The organism is Joostella sp. (assembly GCF_048266025.1).
Taxonomy (GTDB): domain Bacteria; phylum Bacteroidota; class Bacteroidia; order Flavobacteriales; family Flavobacteriaceae; genus Galbibacter; species Galbibacter atrarenae.
In genome coordinates this window covers 75,481-94,331 of record NZ_JBLXAF010000005.1, presented here as the reverse complement: position 1 = coordinate 94,331, position 18,851 = coordinate 75,481, and the positions used below count along the sequence as shown (strand labels likewise).

Genomic DNA, 18,851 nt, shown 5'->3' with positions numbered 1-18,851 from the left:
ATGAATAATAAGGATTTACAGAAATATGCAAAAATGCCACTAAAGCAGTCAACAAATAGGGTGTGGCGTACTTATTCTGGAGGTGCTTTAATTGATAAATGGAAGGAAGAAAAGCAGCAGGTTGATAACAGTTTTCCAGAAGAATGGATTATGTCTACCATAACTGCTAGGGGAAATAATAGACCAGAAGGGGAAGGACTTTCTGAAATCGAAACCGATAATGGTATTATATCTCTCAAGGATATTATCGATTCAGATAAAGAGCTTTTCTTAGGGAAAGATTTTATTAAAAAATTTGACTCTACTGGAGTATTAATAAAAATGCTAGATTCTCGTGAACGTCTTACCATTCAAGTTCATCCAGATAAGAATTATGCTAAAAATGTACTTTCTTCATCGTATGGTAAAACAGAGTCTTGGTATGTTTTAAATACCAGAGAAATAGACGGGGAGAAAAGCGTTGTGTATATGGGATTTAAAAAAGGAATAACCAGAGAAAAATGGGAAAAACTTTTTTTAAGTCAAGACATAGAAGGCATGCTTAATAGTTTACACAGGATTGAGGTAAAACCAGGAGATGCTTTTATGATATATGGAGGTGTTCCACATGCTATTGGGAGTGGATGTTTCTTAATGGAAGTACAGGAGCCAACAGATTATACAATGCGTGTAGAACGAATTACTCCTACCGGATTGGAGATATCAGATGAGTTGATTCATCAAGGAGTAGGTGAACAAAAAATGCTAGATTGTTTTCATTATGATGGCTATACATATGAGGAGGCTCTTAATCAATGGAAAGTTGCTCCTAGAGCAATAGATACTTCAGATGAATATACTTTTAGTACAATCTTTAACGATGCGCATACTAATTGTTTTGGTCTTAGTAAATTATGCCTTAATGGAGAATATTCCATTAAACAGCAAGAAAATTTCTATGTAGTAGTAATATATTCTGGTGAAGGAATAATTTACTGTAATGGTAAAGAATTTGCTTACCGCCAAGGAGATGAGTTTTTTATGTCGGTAGCAATAGGAGAAGTTATTTTTAAATCTAAAATAGAATCGAAACTATTACTATGTTACCCGCCAAGTTAATAGTTTTTTATATGATAATTGTTATGAGGTAGATTTGTTATTTTAGTTAGTGCTTTTTGGTATTTGCCGGTTGGGGGCCGGCAAATATCAATATCAAATTGATAAAACTAAGGCTAGTTTAGTGAGGAAATAGTATATAATTATTAATGATTATAGTTTTTTGTTAAACTTTATTTTTATAAATTTGATAACTCAAACTGGTTAACCAATTTTACGTTTTATAATTTAACGTATTTACAATGAAAATTGAAGCTTTAAATAAAATCGAAAATCAAGATGTTAGGAATGAAATAATTTCTAAGATCCGAGAACTAATAAATTATAAAAACCTAGAGCCTGGAGATAAATTGCCTTCAGAAAGAATGATGGCAGAAAAGTTTGGGGTGAGTAGAAATAACTTACGAGAAGCTATTCAAACTTTAGAGTTTTATGGTTTATTGAAGTCGATTCCGCAAAGTGGGACTTTTGTTGCCAATATCGGTATTATTGCTTTAAATGGGATGATTTCTGATATTTTAAGTCTAGATAATCCAGATTTTAAATCGTTGGTAGAGACTAGAATTCTTTTGGAATTAAAAACTGTTAGGTTAGCAGCTTTAAGGAGAACTGAAGATCAATTGGTGAAGATGAAAGATGCTTTGGATGCTTTTGAAGAGAAAGTATTAAATGGTAAAGATGCAGTACAAGAAGATTTGTTATTCCATCTGGCCATAGCAAAAGCTAGCGGAAACCGTACCATGAATACTTTTATGTTAATTATTACACCAGAGATAATTACCAATTTTGAAAAGTATCATGTCTGTGATGATAATCAGGCAATTATAGGAATTAAAGAACATAAAGAGATATATGAGGCTATAAAGAATAAGGATCCAAAATTGGCTAAAGAAAAAATGAAGGTTCATTTTAAAAGCCTGTATCAATATTGTTACAATATAGATGTAACTGGAAATACTGAGATCGCACAATCTCGTTAAAAAAAAGAAATAAAATTTAAACATTGATTATTTAATAAGGAAATATAAGTCGTTTCAGACTCCCTATTTTCCTAAAAATAGCATTACTTATTTTGTCGAGTATGATTTTATAAATCAGGCTTGAGTAGAAAGTATTGCCCAGTTTTTAAGAATAATCGACTTAATTGAAAAACATATGAAAGTTAAAGGATTAAGATGGTGGATTATTGCTTTAATAGGTCTAGCCACGGTAATTAATTACATCGATCGTACTGCATTTGGAGTCATGTGGCCAGAGATGGGGAAAGACTTAGGTATGGACGAATCAGATTATGCAGTAATGCTTAATGTTTTTATGATAACCTATGCTGCAGGAAAATTTCTATCTGGAAAATTATATGATAAAATAGGGACACGACTAGGATTCACAGTTTCTATTGTTGTTTGGTCACTTTCTGCAGTATTACACGCATTTGCTAAAGGTTTAGTTTCATTGTCAATCGTAAGAGGTTTCTTAGGACTAGGAGAGGCTGGAAACTGGCCGGGAGCTGTAAAGAGCAATGGAGAGTGGTTTCCTGTAAAAGAAAGAGCTATAGCACAAGGTATTTTCAATGCAGGAGCTTCCTTAGGGAGTGTTATTGCTCCAGCTTTAATTGCAGTTTTATATAGTTCATTTGGATGGAGAACTACGTTTATAATTTTGGGAGTCATCGGATTGCTTTGGGTAATACCATGGTTATTTATCAATAAAGCAACACCAGAAAAACATTCATGGATTACCGAAGAAGAACGCAATCTCATCCTCAATGACCGAATAAAAAAAGACGAGCTTGAAGATGCTCCTAAAGAAAAGGGTTTAAGTGTAGCTAATATTTTAAAGCATAAAGAAGCTTGGGGAGTATTGGCAACTAGATTCTTTATAGAGCCTATCTGGTGGTTGTTTGTTGGTTGGATGCCAATATATTTAAATTCTAAATATGGCTTTAGTATCGAACAGATTGGAGCAACATTATGGATTTCTTACTTAGGAGGAATGGCTGGAAGTATTTTAGGAGGATGGTTTTGTGGGAAATTAATGCAAACAAAATCTGTTGACGCAGCAAGAAAAATAGCTATTACAATAGGGGCTTCATTAATATTTTTAGGGTTATTAGGAATCATATTTTTAGTTTCAGGAGAAAACCCAATGACATTTATATATGTAGTAGGAGTAGTACTATTCGGATTTCAATTTGCAATTGGAAATATCCAAACAATTTCAAGTGATTTATTTAGTGGCCCATCTGTAGGAACCCTTGCAGGTTTAGCAGGAACAATAGCTGCAGTTTCAGTAATTATAATGAACTGGCTTGTTCCTCAAATAACACTAGAATCGTATACCCCAGCATTTATATTAATAGCGGTTTTGGCTCCGCTAGCCTTGGTATCAGTTTATGTTCTAATACCAACAATCAAGCCAGTAGAAGTTAAATGATAAATAATAAATAAATAGAAAAATGAAAAAATTCGAAGGAAAAGTAGCAGTAGTAACTGGAGGAGCTAGAGACATAGGACAAGCAATTTCTTTAAATCTAGCAAAGCAAGGAGCAAAAGTAGTTGTAAATTATTTTGACGATGAAAAAGGAGCTGCGGAAACAGTTAATTTGATTAAAAAAGATGGAGGAGAAGCTATTAGTGTTTATGCGGATGCTACAAAGCAAAGCGACATTGATAATTTAGTAGCTGAAACAAAAAAAGCATTCGGATCTAAAGTAGATGTTTTAGTAAATGTTGCTGGAGGGCTTTTTGCTCGTAAAACAATCGAAGAAATGGATCTTGATTTTTATAACTTATTGATGGATGTAAACTTTAAATCTGTATTTTTAGTAACAAAAGCTTTTAAACCTCTAATGGGAGAAGGTGGGTCGATAGTAAACTTTTCTTCACAAGCAGCACGTGATGGAGGAGGTCCTGGAGCTGGATTGTATGCAGCATCTAAAGGAGCAGTTATGACATATACAAGATCTTTAGCTAAAGAATTTGGACCACAAGGAATCCGTGTAAATGCACTTACTCCAGGTATGATCGCAACCAAATTCCATGATGATTTTACAAAAGATGAAGTGAGAACTAAAGTTGCGGGGGGAACTCCATTAAGAAGGGAAGGAGAAGCAAAAGAAGTAGCAGATCTTGTAGCTTATTTAGCTTCAGATGAGTCTTCTTTCCTTACAGGAAATAATATAGATATCAACGGAGGGTTAGCATTTAGTTAATCATAAAATTCAAATTTGAATGGTAAAGAAAGTAGTAACATTTGGAGAAATCATGCTTCGGTTATCAACAGAAAGGCATTTGAGATTTTCACAAGCTAATTCTTTTCTCGCCACTTATGGGGGGAGTGAATTTAATGTTGCAGTATCGCTTTCAAATTTTAATATAGCCACAGAATTCGTAACCAGCATTCCTGCAAACGAGCTTGGTGCTCGTGCGCTAGAAGAGGTTAGGAAAAAGAATGTTGGAACTAGCTATATAGATAGAAAAGGTAAGCGCCTGGGAGTATATTATTTAGAAACCGGCGCTTCTTCTAGAGGGAGTAGTGTTTTATATGATAGAGATGACTCTTCTTTTGGAAATATTTCTGTAGGTGAAATAAATTGGGATGCTGTTTTTAAAGATGCTAATTGGTTTCATTGGAGTGGTGTTTCACCAGGTGTTTCAGCAAATGCAGCTGAAGTATGTTTGGAAGCTGTGAAAGCAGCCAACAAACGAGGCATAAAAGTTTCTTGTGACTTAAACTATAGATCCAAACTCTGGAAATACGGAAAGGAACCAAAAGAAATAATGCCCGAATTACTAAGAAATAGTGATATCGTTTTAGGAGATATAGATACTGCTTGCTTAATGACAGGCTTAGAAAAGTTAAATCCTGATTATAGCGATATTAATAGTCTGCCAGAAGTATATATGCACTTTTTGGAGCATTACCCTAATATAAAAGTAATGGCTACCACACTCCGTTATTCTGTAAATGCATCACATCAAAAAATAGGAGGTGTTCTGTATGATAGAAATAAGGCTTATGTTGCTACTCTAAGAGAAGTGATTCCAGTAGTAGATCGTGTTGGGAGTGGAGATGCCTTTATGGGAGGACTTATTTATGGGTTACTCGATAAACCTAATAATTTCCAATATGCTATAGATTTTGCAGCCGCAGCATGTTGTTTAAAACATTCAATTTCTGGAGATTATAATTTGGTAAGTGTAGCTGAAGTTGAAAAATTAATGTCAGGAAATGAAGCAGCTTTAGTTGCTAGATAAATATTTAGTATTTACATGAAACATATAAATCGTACAGCAGTAGCTCAACAGATAACCGATACAGGTGTAGTTCCTTTGTTTTATAATAAAGACATAGAAACGGCAAAAAAAATTGTAAAAGCGTGTTATGATGGAGGTGTAAGAGCGGTGGAGTTTACAGCTCGAGGAACTCATGCACATGAGGTTTTTTCGGAGTTAATTAAATTTTCAAATGAAGAGCTTCCAGGGATGCTATTAGGAGTAGGTTCTATTACAGATGCCGCCGCAGCTTCGCTATACATGCAAATAGGAGCTAGCTTTATTGTGACTCCAGTTCTTAGAGAAGACATAGCTAAAGTTTGTAACCGCAGAAAGGTACTTTGGATGCCTGGCTGTGGAACGCTTACAGAAATTGCAGTAGCTGAAGAATTGGGATGTGAAATTATAAAGCTTTTTCCAGGGGCAATCTACGGAGCTGATTTTGTAAAAGCCATAAAAGGGCCTCAACCATGGACTCGTATCATGCCTACCGGAGGAGTTTCTACTGAAAAGGAAAACTTAGAAAAATGGTTTAAGGCTGGTGTTTGCTGTGTAGGAATGGGATCTAACCTTATTTTCAGTAATGAAAAAAATGAATACGATTATAAAGCAATAACAAATACTATTAAAAATACCATCAGCACAATTAATGCCGTGAGGTCATAATTTTTATCTATTAAAGATCTAAATCTTTAAGGTGATAGTTAGACATATTTTTTTGAATCAATAGGAGGGAAGATTATTTTTCCCTTCTATTAATTTATACAATGTTTCTATTTTATGAGTCATTTTCATTTGATAGAAACCACTCTATTTTTTCAACCATTGTTTTGCTTCCGCAGTAAAAAGGAACTCTTTGATGTAGCTCTGTAGGTTCAATTTCTAAAATGCGTTTCTCCCCATTTGTAGATTTCCCTCCAGCTTGTTCTGTAATAAAAGCCATAGGATTACATTCGTATAAAAGTCTTAATTTACCGTTCGGAGCAGTAGTTCCTTGCGGATATAAATACACGCCTCCGAGAAGCATATTTCTATGGAAGTCTGCAACTAAAGATCCTGTGTATCTTGATGTATATGGTCTACTTTCTTCTTCATTTAATTCCTGTATCCAACGGATATATTTTTTTATTCCAAGTGGAAAATGAATATAGTTTCCTTCATTTACTGAATAGATTTTTCCTGTATTAGGAAATTTAATCTGGGGGTGAGATAAAAAGAAAGATCCAATTGCTGGATCATATGTAAATCCATTTACACCTTTTCCAGTGGTGTAAACAAGCATAGTGGAAGTTCCATAAATTAAATACCCTGCAGCAACTTGATGGATTCCTGGTTGTAAAAAATCTTTTATATTTACTGGAGTTCCAGGTTCAGTAACTCTACGATAAATGCTGAAAATAGTGCCTACAGTTATGTCCACATCAATATTTGAAGATCCATCCAAAGGATCAATAAGAACAATGTATTTTGCTTCTTTATGAATCTCTTCGTTAAAACCTAAAAAGTCTTCCATTTCTTCGGATGCAATACCGCAAATTTCACCTCTGTTTCGTAAGGTGCTTATAAAAACATCATTTGCCATTACATCGAGCTTTGCTTGCTCTTCCCCCTGAACATTTTCATGTCCTATTTTCCCAGTGATATTAGATAAACCAGCTTTGTTAATCTCTTTGTTTACCATTTTTCCAGCTAATCTAATAGAACTTAATAGGGCACTCAATTCTCCTTTAGCATATGGGAAATCTTTTTGGTTTTCTACAATAAACTCTCCTAAAGTGGTGTGTCTTTTCATTTTGGTTGGTTATTTTTTAATAATTAAAGCTTCATATCTGTTAGTCTCCATAAATGAATAAAAACAAAGGAAAAACTTATATATATGTTATATCTCCAGACAGGAAATATATGATAACCAAAGGTAAGTAAAATTGGTTGACCAATTTAGACAAACAGGTAATAATTTGATTTTTAGGGTGATGTGTTAAGGAAATAATTGATTTTTCACACTATTAAATTTAAAGTCACTTATAGGAATATTTGCTTCAGAAATCACTAAAAACCGTCCTTTTAGTCCTGTTACTTTATTTTTATTGATAAGGTAAGATCTATGAACTCTAATAAAAACGGAAGGGTTTAAAATTTTCTCAAGTGACTTTAGACTTTGTAGACTCATTATTTTTTTATCAGCAGTATAGAAATTTACATATTCACTATCGCTTTCTATATAGAGGATATCATCAACTTTTAATTTATACAAATCGTAGCCAGACTTTACAGTAATGGTTTTGTTTTCATCATTAGCAAGTGGATGAGTAGTGTTTTGTTCTTGGAGTTTATTTACAGCTTTAAGAAATCGCTCAAAACTAATGGGTTTTAATAAATAATCTAAGGCATCGAGCTCAAAACCTTCTAAAGCATATTCAGAATAGGCAGTTGTGAAAATTACCTTAGTATTCTTTGGAATAAGTTTAGCAAAGTCAGTTCCCTTTATGTTTGGCATCTGGATATCTAGAAAGATAAGGTCAACAGCCTCTTCTTTTAAAATTTGCATAGCATCTAACGGACTTTCAAAAGATGCTACAAGCTTTAAAAAGTCTAACTTATCAATATAACTCTTTATTAAAGCTCTAGCTAATTCTTCATCGTCTATTATTAGACATCTATACATCGTTTATTAAATTTAGTGTTACCGTAAAGGTATTATCATCATCAGAAATATGCAAAGTATGCTTTTCTGGGTATAATATAGACAATCTTTTTTTAACGTTTTTAATTCCAATTCCTCCAACACCATCTTTTTGAGTAGAGATTTTAGATTTGCTATTCGCTATTTTAAAGGTTATTTTATTGTTAGTAGTTTCTAGGGTAATATTTATAAAAGACTCTTTTATGTTTTCGATATTACTATGCTTAAATGCATTTTCAACAAATGGAATTAATAGCATTGGAGCGATTAATAAATTATTATTTTCTACGTTTATGTTGGTAGTAATAGGATAGTTTTTACTACTTTTTAATAGAAACAACTTTATAAAATTATTTATATAAGTAACCTCTTTATTGATGCTCACCAATGGTCTTTCGCACTCGTACAGAACATAGCGTAACATATCAGAAAGATGTATGATGCTTTCTTGTGTTTTTTGTGTATCTACAGCAGATAATGCATATATATTATTAAGAGAATTAAAGAGGAAATGTGGATTTATCTGCGATTTTAAAAGTTTGAGTTCCGTTTCTAAAGTTTCTGTTTTGCTAATTATTAGTGCTTCTTCCTTTTTCTTATTCTCTATTAAAATCTCTATGATAGTAGCAATAATAAGCGAAATACTTAAAAATAAAACATGAATAAAAAATGCTGAAGGAATAGGCTTTCTTGGCGATCGATTTGGCGGAAATGGACGTTCTGGCATATTCATTTCTGGCGGATTTATAGATCGTATAAATTCAGAAGAAAAGAAAGAAAGAGTGATAATAAGTCCCAACGAAATTGCTATAAAGACAAAGTATTTTTTCTTTATTATTAATTTTGGTGCCAATAAGTAATTAACGGCAATTATTAATAAAGTTTGAAAAGCAAACGCAAGGCTGTTTTCTGTATAAAAATTGAGGGAGTGACCCTGTGTAGAGCCTATTGCAACCCATACTATAGCCCAAAAAACTATCTGCGAAATTGTTCTAAAAATTCTATTCATGCTACAAATTAAAGTAATTATTTTTCAATAGATTTTAAAAAACGGCATTTTCAACAGACTCATTTATAGTGCTTACTGACCCATTATACGTGTTCACTGAAAATATGCTAGTGTTCATTGAAAAAATTCATCCTATACGTATATTTTCTGCACCTTTGATTTGAAATTAAATATAAACTTTAAATAAAATTAAGATGAAAAAGAACACATTAAAATCAATAGTAAGTATTGCAATGTTAACAGTTTTAGGTGTTGTAAATGTACAAGCACAAGATCAAGATCGTAAGCAAAAACCACCAACTGTAGATGAGATTTTTGAACAGATGGATGCTAACGAAGATGGATTACTTTCAGAAAAAGAAATTGAAGGTCCTCTTAAAGATAATTTTGCTAAAATAGATACTAATGAAGATGGATATATCTCAAAAGAAGAACTAGAAGAAGCACCAAAACCAAAAGGTAGAAGACCTTCTAGGGATTAATTTGATTACGATTAATAAACTTATAAATAATAAACATGACAAATAAGTATTTAAAAATAGGGTCTATATTATTTACAGGCTTATTGGCTTTCGTAGCATGCAGTAGTGATGATGATACTTCGGATGGAGATGATGACAATACAGTTGCTGAGTTACATAATGCGTATGGTGCGTTTGATACAGAAAACACAACTATTTTATTAGATGGAGATGAGGTTGTAATAGAAACGAACGGAATGCCAAATCATACGTCACCATATTGGTCGAGTACTACAGAGCGTGTCGCTATAGACCCAATGGGAAATACATTGGTAACTGAAGCTTCTGCTACAGATCACGAATTGTTTGTAGAGCCTACTGTAACTTCATATATGAAAATGGCTCCGGGAAATATAGATGATTTTAATGGTTCCTATAGTTTAACAGTTTCTGCAAACCCGAGTTTAGCAACTACAAGTTCCGCTACAGGTTTGGGGGCAATTGGAATTGCAGTAAGTGGAGCCGTAATCTATAATGATAATGAAGGGCCAAACGATCCTTTGGATAGTGCAGTTAGCTCATTAGATTATACTGGAGCGCACACTGGGCCACAGAGTTATCACTACCACTTAGAACCAAAAGCTTGGTCTGAAGATGATGACAGTTTGATAGGAGTTATTGCAGATGGATTTTTCCTTTATGGAAGAAAATGTAATGCTACAGGTACCTACCCAACAGATTTAGATGCTTCTGGCGGACATACAAGTACTACGCAATATGCTACAGAGGCGGAATATCATTATCATATTCAAAATGAGTTATATCTTAATCAATATTATATTCTTTTTCCAGGTGATTATCAAGGTAGTCCAAGTACGGTTTTATAGAATAATATTACTTGTTATTAGTAGTAGTTTAGGTTTCTCTTGCAATACGGTGCAGGGGGAACCGGCTACTAGTAATAGTGGTAGTTTTAAAAGTGTAGTTATCAAAGACTCACTTACACTAAAACCTAATTTAGGATTGGTTTATTATAAAAATAAACCCTTTACAGGAGTATCTAAAGATTATTATAGTGATGGTGTTGTTGCTGAAACAATAACTTACATAAATGGGAAGAAGAACGGTTTCTACAAGAAATGGTTTGAAACAGGACTCCTAAGTTTTGAAGCAAATTATAAAGCTGGTAAGAAAGATGGAACTTCTAAAACATGGTGGTCTAACGGAGTTTTAAGATCATCGTCTGTTTATGAGAATGGTATAGCCAATGGCTTGCAAGAGCAATGGTATAGCTCTGGAGAGAAGTTTAAAGAGCTGAATATCGTTGATGGAAAAGAGGAGGGATTGCAACGTGCATGGCGCAAGAACGGCAAGATTTATAATAATTATGAAGCTAAAAACGGAAGAATTTTTGGCTTAAAAAGAGCAAATTTGTGTTATGAATTGGATGATGAAGAAGTACAGTTTAGTAGTCGTTAATACGCTATTTTTAATATTGTTTTTGAGTTGTAAAACGGATAAAAAAACAGGAAGTAGAGTAACAGAATTACCTTATTATACAGAAGCTACTTTTACCCCTTTATGGATGAATGATAAAAGCGAATTTGTAGATACATTACATACAATTCCAAATTTTAGTTTTATAGATCAAGAGGGAGATGTAATAACAAATGCTACATTTAAGGATAAGATCTATATTACCAATTTCTTTTTTACAAGTTGTCCTGGAATATGTCCTAAAATGACCTCAAATATGACTATGCTACAAGACGAATTTATAGATGATAGCGATGTTCTGTTATTATCACATTCCGTAACACCAGAAACCGATTCTGTATCAGTATTGAAAAATTATGCAAAGGAATATGGAATCGATGCTGATAAATGGCATTTGGTAACTGGTAATCAACAAGAAATATACTCTTTAGGACGTAAATCATACTTCGTAGAAGAAGATTTAGGGATAAAAAAGTCTGATGATGAGTTTTTACATACAGAAAACTTTGTGCTTATTGATAAAGAACGGCACATTAGAGGGATATATAATGGACTTAATAGGGCATCAATCCAACAGCTTATTCTTGATATTAAGGCACTAAAGAAAGAATGATTCCTTAAAAATTTTATTCTCACCAGTTTTTAGGAGTATAGAAATATAACCTCGTATTATTAAGATTTTAATTATTGGTATGTTTAAAGAAGTCGAGGATTAAACTCCTCGATTTTTTTATTTAGATTATTTATTTTTTCTACAGGCTATAAAATTAAGATCATGAGACTTTTGGTTTGTTTTATATTTTAAAACTACTGATGCCATTAAGGATGGCAATGAGAAAAAAATAAAAATTCTATACAATTTTTAATCATAGCGTTTTATGCCATAGAAATATGATGGAATATTTTTTTGAAGGTAAGTATATTTATAACTTTCATAATATTAGTAAGCTACAAATTATCTGTAGTAATGCTTAAGAATTTAAAATAAAAATTCAGAACAAGAGAATATATTACACTATATTTGTAGGGAAAAGCAGTGCTTAAAAAACTGTCTTTTTTTTTAATATAATATTTATTAATGTTATATTAGTAGAATATTCCCTCCGCCCTACATTAAATGTAGAATCAATTTAATTTGTTAGTTATGGTTATGAAAAGTTCTTTTTTGTCATTGACACTATTGTTGATGGCTAACTTGTTAGTTGCTCAGGACAAGCCAAATATTCTTGTTCTTTGGGGGGACGATATTGGGCAATCCAATATTAGTGCCTACACGATGGGGTTGGTAGGTTATCGTACACCCAATATTGATAAAATTGCGAAAGAGGGTGCGATTTTCACTGATTATTATGCAGAACAAAGTTGTACTGCAGGACGTTCTTCTTTTATATTAGGACAAAGCGTTTTTCGTACTGGATTAAGTAAGGTTGGTATGCCAGGAGCTAAAGAGGGAATTTCAGAAAAAGATCCAACTATCGCAGAATTATTAAAGCCACAAGGATATGTTTCAGGGCAGTTCGGAAAGAATCACTTAGGAGATCGTGACGAACATCTTCCAACAAATCATGGTTTTGATGAGTTTTTTGGAAACCTTTATCACTTAAATGCTGAAGAGGAGCCAGAATTACCAGATTATCCAGATCCTGCAAAATATCCTGATTTTGCAAAAAACTATGGGCCAAGAGGGGTAATTCATTCTACTGCTGATGGTAAAATAGAGGATACGGGCCCACTTACTAAAAAACGTATGGAGACTATAGATGATGAGTCATCTAAAGCGGCTATGGATTGGATTAGAGAGCAAAACGCAGCAGGAAAGCCATGGTTTTGTTGGTGGAATGGAACGCGTATGCACTTTAGAACTCATATTAAACCAGAGGTTAAAGGTATATCTGGACAGAATGATTATGGAGATGGTATGGTAGAGCATGATATGCATATTGGTATGTTCTTAGATCTATTAGATGAACTAGGAATTGCTGATAATACTATTGTAATGTATTCTACTGATAATGGTCCTCATAAAAATACATGGCCAGATGCAGCTGTAAACCCTTTTAGAGGTGAGAAAAATACCAACTGGGAAGGTGGATGGCGTGTGCCTGCAATGGTAAGATGGCCTGGGAAAATTCCTGCTGGAATGGTTTCTAATGAAATCTTCTCAGGAATGGACTGGATGCCTACTTTCTTAGCAGCAGCTGGAAATGACAAAGTTAAAGATCAATTATTAAAAGGATATTCTGCTAACGGAAGAAACTTTAAAGTACATTTAGATGGGTACAATATGTTGCCTTATTTAACTGGAAAAGAAAAAGAAGGAAGACGTAGCGAGATATTTTATTTCTCTGATGATGGAGATTTAACAGCATTGCGTTATGACGATTGGAAACTGATTTTTATGGAACAAAAAACTCCTGGTACTTTAGCTGTATGGGCAGATCCATTTGTGCCATTAAGAGTGCCGTTAATATTTAACTTACGTAGAGATCCTTATGAGTTTGCTCAAATTACATCAAATACGTATTACGACTGGTTAGTAGATCATTTATTTTTATTAGTTCCTGCACAAACTTATGTAGGTAATTTCTTGAAAACATTTAAGGAGTATCCTCCAAGAATGGAAGCTGCTAGTTTTAGTTTAGATAAAGTAATGGAGCAGTTACAGACTCCTCCAGGAACAAATTAAATTATATAAACTAATATATGACCTCCTATTCTAATCAAAATTTCGTTATTGATTAGGGTAGGAGATTAATAAATTATTAGTATATTTAAATAAGAATTCCCCCTTTACCCGCATAGAGATTTGTCAATTTAATTTATTTAATTATGAACATGAAAAACTATTTTATGTCATTAACACTCTTGTTGATGGCCAATTTACTTGTTGCTCAAGACAAGCCCAATATCCTAGTTCTATGGGGGGATGATATAGGCTGGAGCAATGTAAGTGCCTACCATAGAGGTATGATGGGGTACGAAACTCCTAACATTGATCGTATTGCTAACGAGGGAGCTATGTTTACCGATTGGTATGCGCAGCAATCTTGTACAGCAGGTAGAGCTGCTTTTATCTTAGGACAGCATCCATTTAGAACTGGTTTATTAACAATCGGTATGCCTGGAGCAAAACAAGGGATCCAAGATAATCAACCAACAATTGCAGAAGTATTAAAGCCACACGGTTATGTTTCAGGGCAATTCGGAAAAAATCACTTAGGAGATCGTGACGAACATCTTCCTACAAATCATGGTTTTGATGAGTTTTTTGGAAACCTTTATCACTTAAATGCTGAAGAAGAGCCAGAAAGTTATTACTACCCAAAAGATCCAGAATTCAGAAAAAAATTCGGACCTAGAGGAGTATTACACTCATATTCTGATGGTAAAATAGAAGATACAGGCCCATTAACTAAAAAGAGAATGGAAACTGTTGATAAAGAGTTTGAAGAGGCTGCAATTAAGTTTATCGAAAAAGCACATGCTGATGGTAAACCTTTCTTTGTATGGTTAAACTCAACTCGTATGCACGTTTGGACTCATTTAGATGAAGAAAGTGAAGGTGTTACTGGTATCGGTCTGTACGCAGATGGTATGGTAGAGCACGATAAAAGTGTTGGTCGTGTATTAGCTAAGTTAGATGAGCTTGGTATTATGGATAACACAATTATTATGTATTCTACAGATAATGGTGCTGAGAAATTTACATGGCCTGATGGTGGTTCTACTCCTTTTGCTGGAGAAAAAGGGACTACTTGGGAAGGTGGTTTCCGTGTACCAGCAGCTATTCGTTGGCCAGGTGTAATTGAGCCAGGAACTGTTTATAATGACATCTTTTCTCATGAAGACATGATGCCTACTTTGGCAGCTGCTGCAGGAGAACCAGATTTAGTTAAAAAAATGCTTACAGGATATAAAGCGAACGGAAAAACATTTAAGGCTCATTTAGATGGGTATAACTTAATGCCATACTTTAAAGGGCAAGTGCCAGAAGGACCTAGAAAAGAGATTTTCTACTTTGATGCAGCTGGTAACTTAAATGCTATTCGTTACAAAGACTTTAAATTACACTTTACAATTATGGAAGGTTCTATAGCGGAAGCTTATAGAAAATCTCCAAGTTGGCCAGTAGTAATCAACTTAAGAGCTGATCCATATGAAGTTTCATGGAAATCTGCATTATACATCAGATGGTATGCAGATAACATGTGGATGTTTGTGCCAGCACAGCAATTGGCTTCTAACTTCTTAGGTACATTTAAAGAATTCCCTCCTGTTAAAGGATCTTCTTTATCTATTGATGAGGTTGTTGAGCAAATGAAAACTCCAGTGAAAAACTAATATTTTCATTATAACAATGAGTTACTTTATAGTAACCTAATAATATAAATTCGGAGTGTGTATTTTAAATGCACTCCGAATTTTTATCAATTAATTTTTAGAAAACTTGTCTTGGTTTTAGATGATTACAGCTTTTTAAATTGATCTTAAGCTACATCAATACTAACAAGAATTACTTCCCCCTTTATACCTAAAAGAAATACTATTCTAGTATAGTTTTATTAAACTATGTGAGGAAATCACCTTGCGTATAATTTTATTAATTATGAAAATTGATAATTTCAAAAATAGGTTTGTCCTTTTCTTATTATTTAGTGCTTTTTTAAGTGCTACCAATGCCCAAGAGAAACCAAACGTGGTTGTTATTGTTATGGACAACCTTGGATGGGGTGAAATTGGTGCTTACGGAGGAGGTTTACTAAGAGGAGCAGAAACACCTCGCTTAGATAAACTAGCATCAGAAGGAATGCAACTCCTTAATTTTAATGTTGAACCACAATGTACGCCAAGTAGATCGGCTTTAATGACCGGGCGTCACCCAATAAGATCTGGAACAACAAAAGTGGTTTGGGGATTGCCGTATGGTTTAGTCGGATGGGAAAAAACCATGGCTGAACTTTTTTCTGAACAAGGATATGCTACAGCCATGTACGGGAAATGGCATTTGGGAGATATGAAAGGGCGTTATCCTACCGATCAAGGGTTTGATGAATGGTACGGAATTGCAAATACTACAGATGAGTCTCAATATACATCACAGGCAGGTTACGACCCAACGGTAGTTTCTCCACCACAAATAGTGGAAGCTACAAAAGGAAGTACACCAAAAAAAGTTAAAGAATACAATGTAGATACAAGAAGAACTATAGATGGTGAACTTACAGAAAAATCTATAGACTTCATGAAAAGACAAGTGCAAGACAATAAACCTTTCTTTTTATACCTTCCATATACATTAGCGCATTTACCAACATTACCTAATCCTAAATTTGAAGGTAAATCTGGAAACGGATCATGGGGAGATGTATTAATGGAGATCGACTCAAACACGGGGCAAATATTAGATGCTATAGATGACTTAAAAGTGCGTGAAAATACAATCGTCATTTGGATGAGTGAGAATGGTCCTGAAGAGGCTCCTAACTGGTTCGGTACAGCGGGTTATTGGAGAGGTTTTTACTTTACAGCTTTGGAAGGTTCTTTAAGAACACCATGCTTAATACGTTGGCCAGGAAAAATTCCAGAAGGACAAAAATCTAATGAAATTGTTCATATGACAGATGTAATGCCAACATTAGCTGATGTTGCTGGTTATAAAGTACCTTCAGATAGAATAATAGATGGAGTTGATCAAATGCCACTTTTTAAAGGAGAGACTACAAAATCTGAAAGAGAAGGATTTCCAGTGTATAATGGAGACGATATGTTTGCCTATAAATGGAGGAATTTTAAAATACATTATTATAAGCACGAAAGTATGTTTGACAAACCTGTTAAGCATAATTTCCCTAGAGTACACGATTTACTTCGAGATCCTAAAGAATTATATGGAATTCATGGGGGGGATGACTCTACAGGAGCTCAAAATTTAACATGGGTATTACCTGCTATTACACATCAAGTATTAAAATTTCAAGCAACTTTAAAAGAGGAGCCTCCAATTATCTTAGGAACTCCAGAGCCATATAAACCTAAAAGATAATCAATATGAAATACATTTTACCATTTTTAGCAATTGTTCTTTTAAGCATTCCTAACCTTGCTGCACAAGACGCTAATAATCCTATTGATCCGAGTCCAACTCTGGGTATTTGGAATCGTTTTTATGGAGATAATCAGTCTCGATTACAGATATTAGGGAATATGACTTACGGTAAATGGTTTTACCGTTTTACTGCTGAATATGAATTTAACTACGGAAATGAGGTTGACACTGCATTTAACTATGATGATGATTATAGGCCTAATGAGAATCAATTTAACAGTGCTAATTTTTTAGTTTCCAGGCTTTTTCATTCTGAAGATGGTAACCATCAATTTGGAGTTGGAGCGGTAGTAAGTTATTTGCATGAAAATAAATTTGCAGGAGGTGTGAACTTTGTATCAGTAAGCAAAATCGGAACATGGAAGTTTATTTCATTAGTAACCTTGCAAGGTGGTAATGATGTTTTTATGATGGAATTACAGCCTGGAATTTATCATGATTTTGAGCATGGATGGTATTTTAGAGGGCATCCAAGAATGCTTTTTAATTTTGTTACTGGTCAGCATGAGGTGCCATTTGGTGCTGGTGTGGGTAAAATATTTAAAACAGATGGAACCGTTTTTAACTTATTTCTAGAACCACAATATGATGTAGTTAATACGGAACCTATGCTTTATACAGGTATTAAGTTTTTATTTTAAAAAAGAAGAGATATGAAAAAAATAAGTTTCACATTTTTAGCAGCAACATTAATGCTTAATGTTGGTTGTAAAGAAGGCGCTCCTGCGTCTGAAAAAAGTTCAATAGTTGAGGAAGGGGTAGAAACTGCTAGTGTTAGCAATGACAACTCATTAGATGCTTGGGCAGATGCTCCTAAGAAAAGAATCGTAGATTGGGTAGCGGCGGTTACAGATGAATCTTCAGCAGATTTTATTCCAGTTGAAGATAGAATTGCTGTTTTTGATAATGATGGTACGCTATGGACAGAGCAACCTATTCCTAATCAGTTACAATACACTATTGATTATTTAAAAGCTGAATATCCAAATAAACCTGAATGGCAAAAAGATCCTATCTTAAGTGCTGCCGTTAAAGGAGATTACAAGCCTCTTAAAGAGAAGGGAGTAGCTGGTCTAGTAGACTTAATGAATAAAACTCACAATGCACGTACTGAAGATGAGTTTAATAGCTCTGTTAGAAAATGGATAGATACTACTAGAAGCAAACGCTTTGATAAACCATTTACGGAGATGATTTATTCACCTATGGTACAGTTATTGAAGTATCTTAGAGCTCATGATTTCAAAACATTTATCGTAAGTGGAGGTGGTGCAGATTTTATGCGTGTATGGACTGAAGAAATATACGGAATTCCACCTTACCAAGTGATTGGGAGTTATGGAGAATTAAAATATGAAATCGTAGATGGTGTGCCAACAGTTTCTAAGGAAATGGGACCTTTCTTTAATGATGATAAAACGAAGAAACCAGAAGCGATTCATAGATTTATAGGTAAAAAGCCTGTTTTGTGTGGAGGAAATAGTGATGGAGATCAAGCAATGATGCAATACACAAATAGCTCTAAATACAAATCTTTATGTATTTTATTACATCATACTGATGCAGAGCGTGAGTTTGCATATGATACCAAAACAGTAAGTGGACATTTAGAATCTGCATTAGTAGAAGCCAAAGAGAAGAATTGGATGATTGTAGATATGAAAAATGACTTCAAACAAGTATTTAGTTTTCAATAAGAACAATATATTAATTGTAAATAATATAG

Annotated in this window: 18 protein-coding genes; 15 read left to right on the top strand and 3 right to left on the bottom strand. The window is 33.9% G+C overall.

Annotated features, from left to right (window positions below; translation table 11 throughout):
* The 6 genes from ACN0TY_RS10390 (at window position 1) to ACN0TY_RS10365 (ending at window position 6,035) form a co-directional block, all read left to right on the top strand.
* A complete protein-coding gene (locus tag ACN0TY_RS10390) occupies window positions 1-1,098 on the top strand; it encodes a type I phosphomannose isomerase catalytic subunit (protein WP_417444429.1) in 1,098 nt (365 codons plus the stop codon).
* 239 nt (window positions 1,099-1,337) lie between these two features.
* Window positions 1,338-2,075 carry a FadR/GntR family transcriptional regulator gene (locus ACN0TY_RS10385; RefSeq protein WP_417444428.1) on the top strand — a complete coding sequence of 246 codons (738 nt, stop codon included), beginning with the start codon at window positions 1,338-1,340 and terminating at the stop codon, window positions 2,073-2,075.
* A 175-nt stretch (window positions 2,076-2,250) separates the two neighbouring features.
* On the top strand, window positions 2,251-3,528 hold the full coding sequence (locus ACN0TY_RS10380; protein ID WP_236959542.1) for an MFS transporter: 1,278 nt from the start codon (window positions 2,251-2,253) through the stop codon (window positions 3,526-3,528).
* 22 nt (window positions 3,529-3,550) lie between these two features.
* Entirely contained in the window at window positions 3,551-4,306 is a 756-nt protein-coding gene (locus ACN0TY_RS10375) for an SDR family NAD(P)-dependent oxidoreductase (RefSeq protein WP_236959541.1), read from the top strand.
* A 19-nt stretch (window positions 4,307-4,325) separates the two neighbouring features.
* Window positions 4,326-5,351 carry a PfkB family carbohydrate kinase gene (locus tag ACN0TY_RS10370; RefSeq protein ID WP_417444427.1) on the top strand — a complete coding sequence of 342 codons (1,026 nt, stop codon included), beginning with the start codon at window positions 4,326-4,328 and terminating at the stop codon, window positions 5,349-5,351.
* Window positions 5,352-5,366: 15 nt separating this feature from the next.
* A complete protein-coding gene (locus ACN0TY_RS10365; protein ID WP_417444426.1) occupies window positions 5,367-6,035 on the top strand; it encodes a bifunctional 4-hydroxy-2-oxoglutarate aldolase/2-dehydro-3-deoxy-phosphogluconate aldolase in 669 nt (222 codons plus the stop codon).
* Between the two features lie 112 nt (window positions 6,036-6,147).
* Here ACN0TY_RS10365 and fbp read toward each other — a convergent pair whose 3' ends face one another.
* From fbp to ACN0TY_RS10350, 3 genes are all read right to left on the bottom strand, one after another.
* Entirely contained in the window at window positions 6,148-7,161 is a 1,014-nt protein-coding gene (gene fbp, locus ACN0TY_RS10360; protein ID WP_236959538.1) for a class 1 fructose-bisphosphatase, read from the bottom strand.
* A 186-nt stretch (window positions 7,162-7,347) separates the two neighbouring features.
* Window positions 7,348-8,034, bottom strand: a complete 687-nt coding sequence (locus ACN0TY_RS10355) for a LytR/AlgR family response regulator transcription factor (protein WP_417444425.1) — start codon at window positions 8,032-8,034, stop codon at window positions 7,348-7,350.
* Window positions 8,027-9,061 carry a sensor histidine kinase gene (locus ACN0TY_RS10350; RefSeq protein WP_417444424.1) on the bottom strand — a complete coding sequence of 345 codons (1,035 nt, stop codon included), beginning with the start codon at window positions 9,059-9,061 and terminating at the stop codon, window positions 8,027-8,029. Before ACN0TY_RS10350 ends, ACN0TY_RS10355 begins: the two co-directional genes overlap by 8 nt.
* A gap of 194 nt (window positions 9,062-9,255) precedes the next feature.
* On the opposite strand from ACN0TY_RS10350, the gene ACN0TY_RS10345 reads away from it, so the two are divergent.
* The 9 genes from ACN0TY_RS10345 (at window position 9,256) to ACN0TY_RS10305 (ending at window position 18,822) form a co-directional block, all read left to right on the top strand.
* Window positions 9,256-9,543 (top strand): EF-hand domain-containing protein, encoded by a 288-nt coding sequence (locus ACN0TY_RS10345; protein ID WP_417444423.1) that lies wholly within the window; start codon window positions 9,256-9,258, stop codon window positions 9,541-9,543.
* Between the two features lie 35 nt (window positions 9,544-9,578).
* On the top strand, window positions 9,579-10,409 hold the full coding sequence (locus tag ACN0TY_RS10340) for a YHYH protein (RefSeq protein WP_417444422.1): 831 nt from the start codon (window positions 9,579-9,581) through the stop codon (window positions 10,407-10,409).
* A 49-nt stretch (window positions 10,410-10,458) separates the two neighbouring features.
* Window positions 10,459-11,001, top strand: a complete 543-nt coding sequence (locus ACN0TY_RS10335; RefSeq protein ID WP_236959533.1) for a toxin-antitoxin system YwqK family antitoxin — start codon at window positions 10,459-10,461, stop codon at window positions 10,999-11,001.
* Window positions 10,973-11,632 carry an SCO family protein gene (locus ACN0TY_RS10330; protein WP_236959637.1) on the top strand — a complete coding sequence of 220 codons (660 nt, stop codon included), beginning with the start codon at window positions 10,973-10,975 and terminating at the stop codon, window positions 11,630-11,632. Before ACN0TY_RS10335 ends, ACN0TY_RS10330 begins: the two co-directional genes overlap by 29 nt.
* A gap of 573 nt (window positions 11,633-12,205) precedes the next feature.
* Window positions 12,206-13,705, top strand: a complete 1,500-nt coding sequence (locus tag ACN0TY_RS10325) for an arylsulfatase (protein WP_417444421.1) — start codon at window positions 12,206-12,208, stop codon at window positions 13,703-13,705.
* Between the two features lie 164 nt (window positions 13,706-13,869).
* The gene (locus ACN0TY_RS10320; RefSeq protein WP_236959531.1) at window positions 13,870-15,360 is read left to right on the top strand and encodes an arylsulfatase; all 1,491 of its coding nucleotides are present in this window, start codon (window positions 13,870-13,872) and stop codon (window positions 15,358-15,360) included.
* Between the two features lie 265 nt (window positions 15,361-15,625).
* Window positions 15,626-17,062, top strand: coding sequence for an arylsulfatase (locus tag ACN0TY_RS10315; RefSeq protein ID WP_417444420.1), 1,437 nt, complete (start codon window positions 15,626-15,628; stop codon window positions 17,060-17,062).
* Window positions 17,063-17,067: 5 nt separating this feature from the next.
* Window positions 17,068-17,766, top strand: coding sequence for a hypothetical protein (locus tag ACN0TY_RS10310; protein WP_417444419.1), 699 nt, complete (start codon window positions 17,068-17,070; stop codon window positions 17,764-17,766).
* Between the two features lie 12 nt (window positions 17,767-17,778).
* Window positions 17,779-18,822, top strand: a complete 1,044-nt coding sequence (locus ACN0TY_RS10305) for an HAD family hydrolase (protein WP_417444418.1) — start codon at window positions 17,779-17,781, stop codon at window positions 18,820-18,822.
* Window positions 18,823-18,851 lie beyond the last annotated feature (29 nt).

What these genes read in the sequence shown, in the direction of transcription:
- ACN0TY_RS10390 (WP_417444429.1), top strand. Translation starts at nt 1, where the DNA reads ATGAATAATAAGGATTTACAGAAATATGCAAAAATGCCACTAAAGCAG.
- ACN0TY_RS10385 (WP_417444428.1), top strand. Translation starts at nt 1,338, where the DNA reads ATGAAAATTGAAGCTTTAAATAAAATCGAAAATCAAGATGTTAGGAAT.
- ACN0TY_RS10380 (WP_236959542.1), top strand. Translation starts at nt 2,251, where the DNA reads ATGAAAGTTAAAGGATTAAGATGGTGGATTATTGCTTTAATAGGTCTA.
- ACN0TY_RS10375 (WP_236959541.1), top strand. Translation starts at nt 3,551, where the DNA reads ATGAAAAAATTCGAAGGAAAAGTAGCAGTAGTAACTGGAGGAGCTAGA.
- ACN0TY_RS10370 (WP_417444427.1), top strand. Translation starts at nt 4,326, where the DNA reads ATGGTAAAGAAAGTAGTAACATTTGGAGAAATCATGCTTCGGTTATCA.
- ACN0TY_RS10365 (WP_417444426.1), top strand. Translation starts at nt 5,367, where the DNA reads ATGAAACATATAAATCGTACAGCAGTAGCTCAACAGATAACCGATACA.
- fbp (WP_236959538.1), bottom strand. Translation starts at nt 7,161, where the DNA reads ATGAAAAGACACACCACTTTAGGAGAGTTTATTGTAGAAAACCAAAAA.
- ACN0TY_RS10355 (WP_417444425.1), bottom strand. Translation starts at nt 8,034, where the DNA reads ATGTATAGATGTCTAATAATAGACGATGAAGAATTAGCTAGAGCTTTA.
- ACN0TY_RS10350 (WP_417444424.1), bottom strand. Translation starts at nt 9,061, where the DNA reads ATGAATAGAATTTTTAGAACAATTTCGCAGATAGTTTTTTGGGCTATA.
- ACN0TY_RS10345 (WP_417444423.1), top strand. Translation starts at nt 9,256, where the DNA reads ATGAAAAAGAACACATTAAAATCAATAGTAAGTATTGCAATGTTAACA.
- ACN0TY_RS10340 (WP_417444422.1), top strand. Translation starts at nt 9,579, where the DNA reads ATGACAAATAAGTATTTAAAAATAGGGTCTATATTATTTACAGGCTTA.
- ACN0TY_RS10330 (WP_236959637.1), top strand. Translation starts at nt 10,973, where the DNA reads ATGAAGAAGTACAGTTTAGTAGTCGTTAATACGCTATTTTTAATATTG.
- ACN0TY_RS10325 (WP_417444421.1), top strand. Translation starts at nt 12,206, where the DNA reads ATGGCTAACTTGTTAGTTGCTCAGGACAAGCCAAATATTCTTGTTCTT.
- ACN0TY_RS10320 (WP_236959531.1), top strand. Translation starts at nt 13,870, where the DNA reads ATGTCATTAACACTCTTGTTGATGGCCAATTTACTTGTTGCTCAAGAC.
- ACN0TY_RS10315 (WP_417444420.1), top strand. Translation starts at nt 15,626, where the DNA reads ATGAAAATTGATAATTTCAAAAATAGGTTTGTCCTTTTCTTATTATTT.
- ACN0TY_RS10310 (WP_417444419.1), top strand. Translation starts at nt 17,068, where the DNA reads ATGAAATACATTTTACCATTTTTAGCAATTGTTCTTTTAAGCATTCCT.
- ACN0TY_RS10305 (WP_417444418.1), top strand. Translation starts at nt 17,779, where the DNA reads ATGAAAAAAATAAGTTTCACATTTTTAGCAGCAACATTAATGCTTAAT.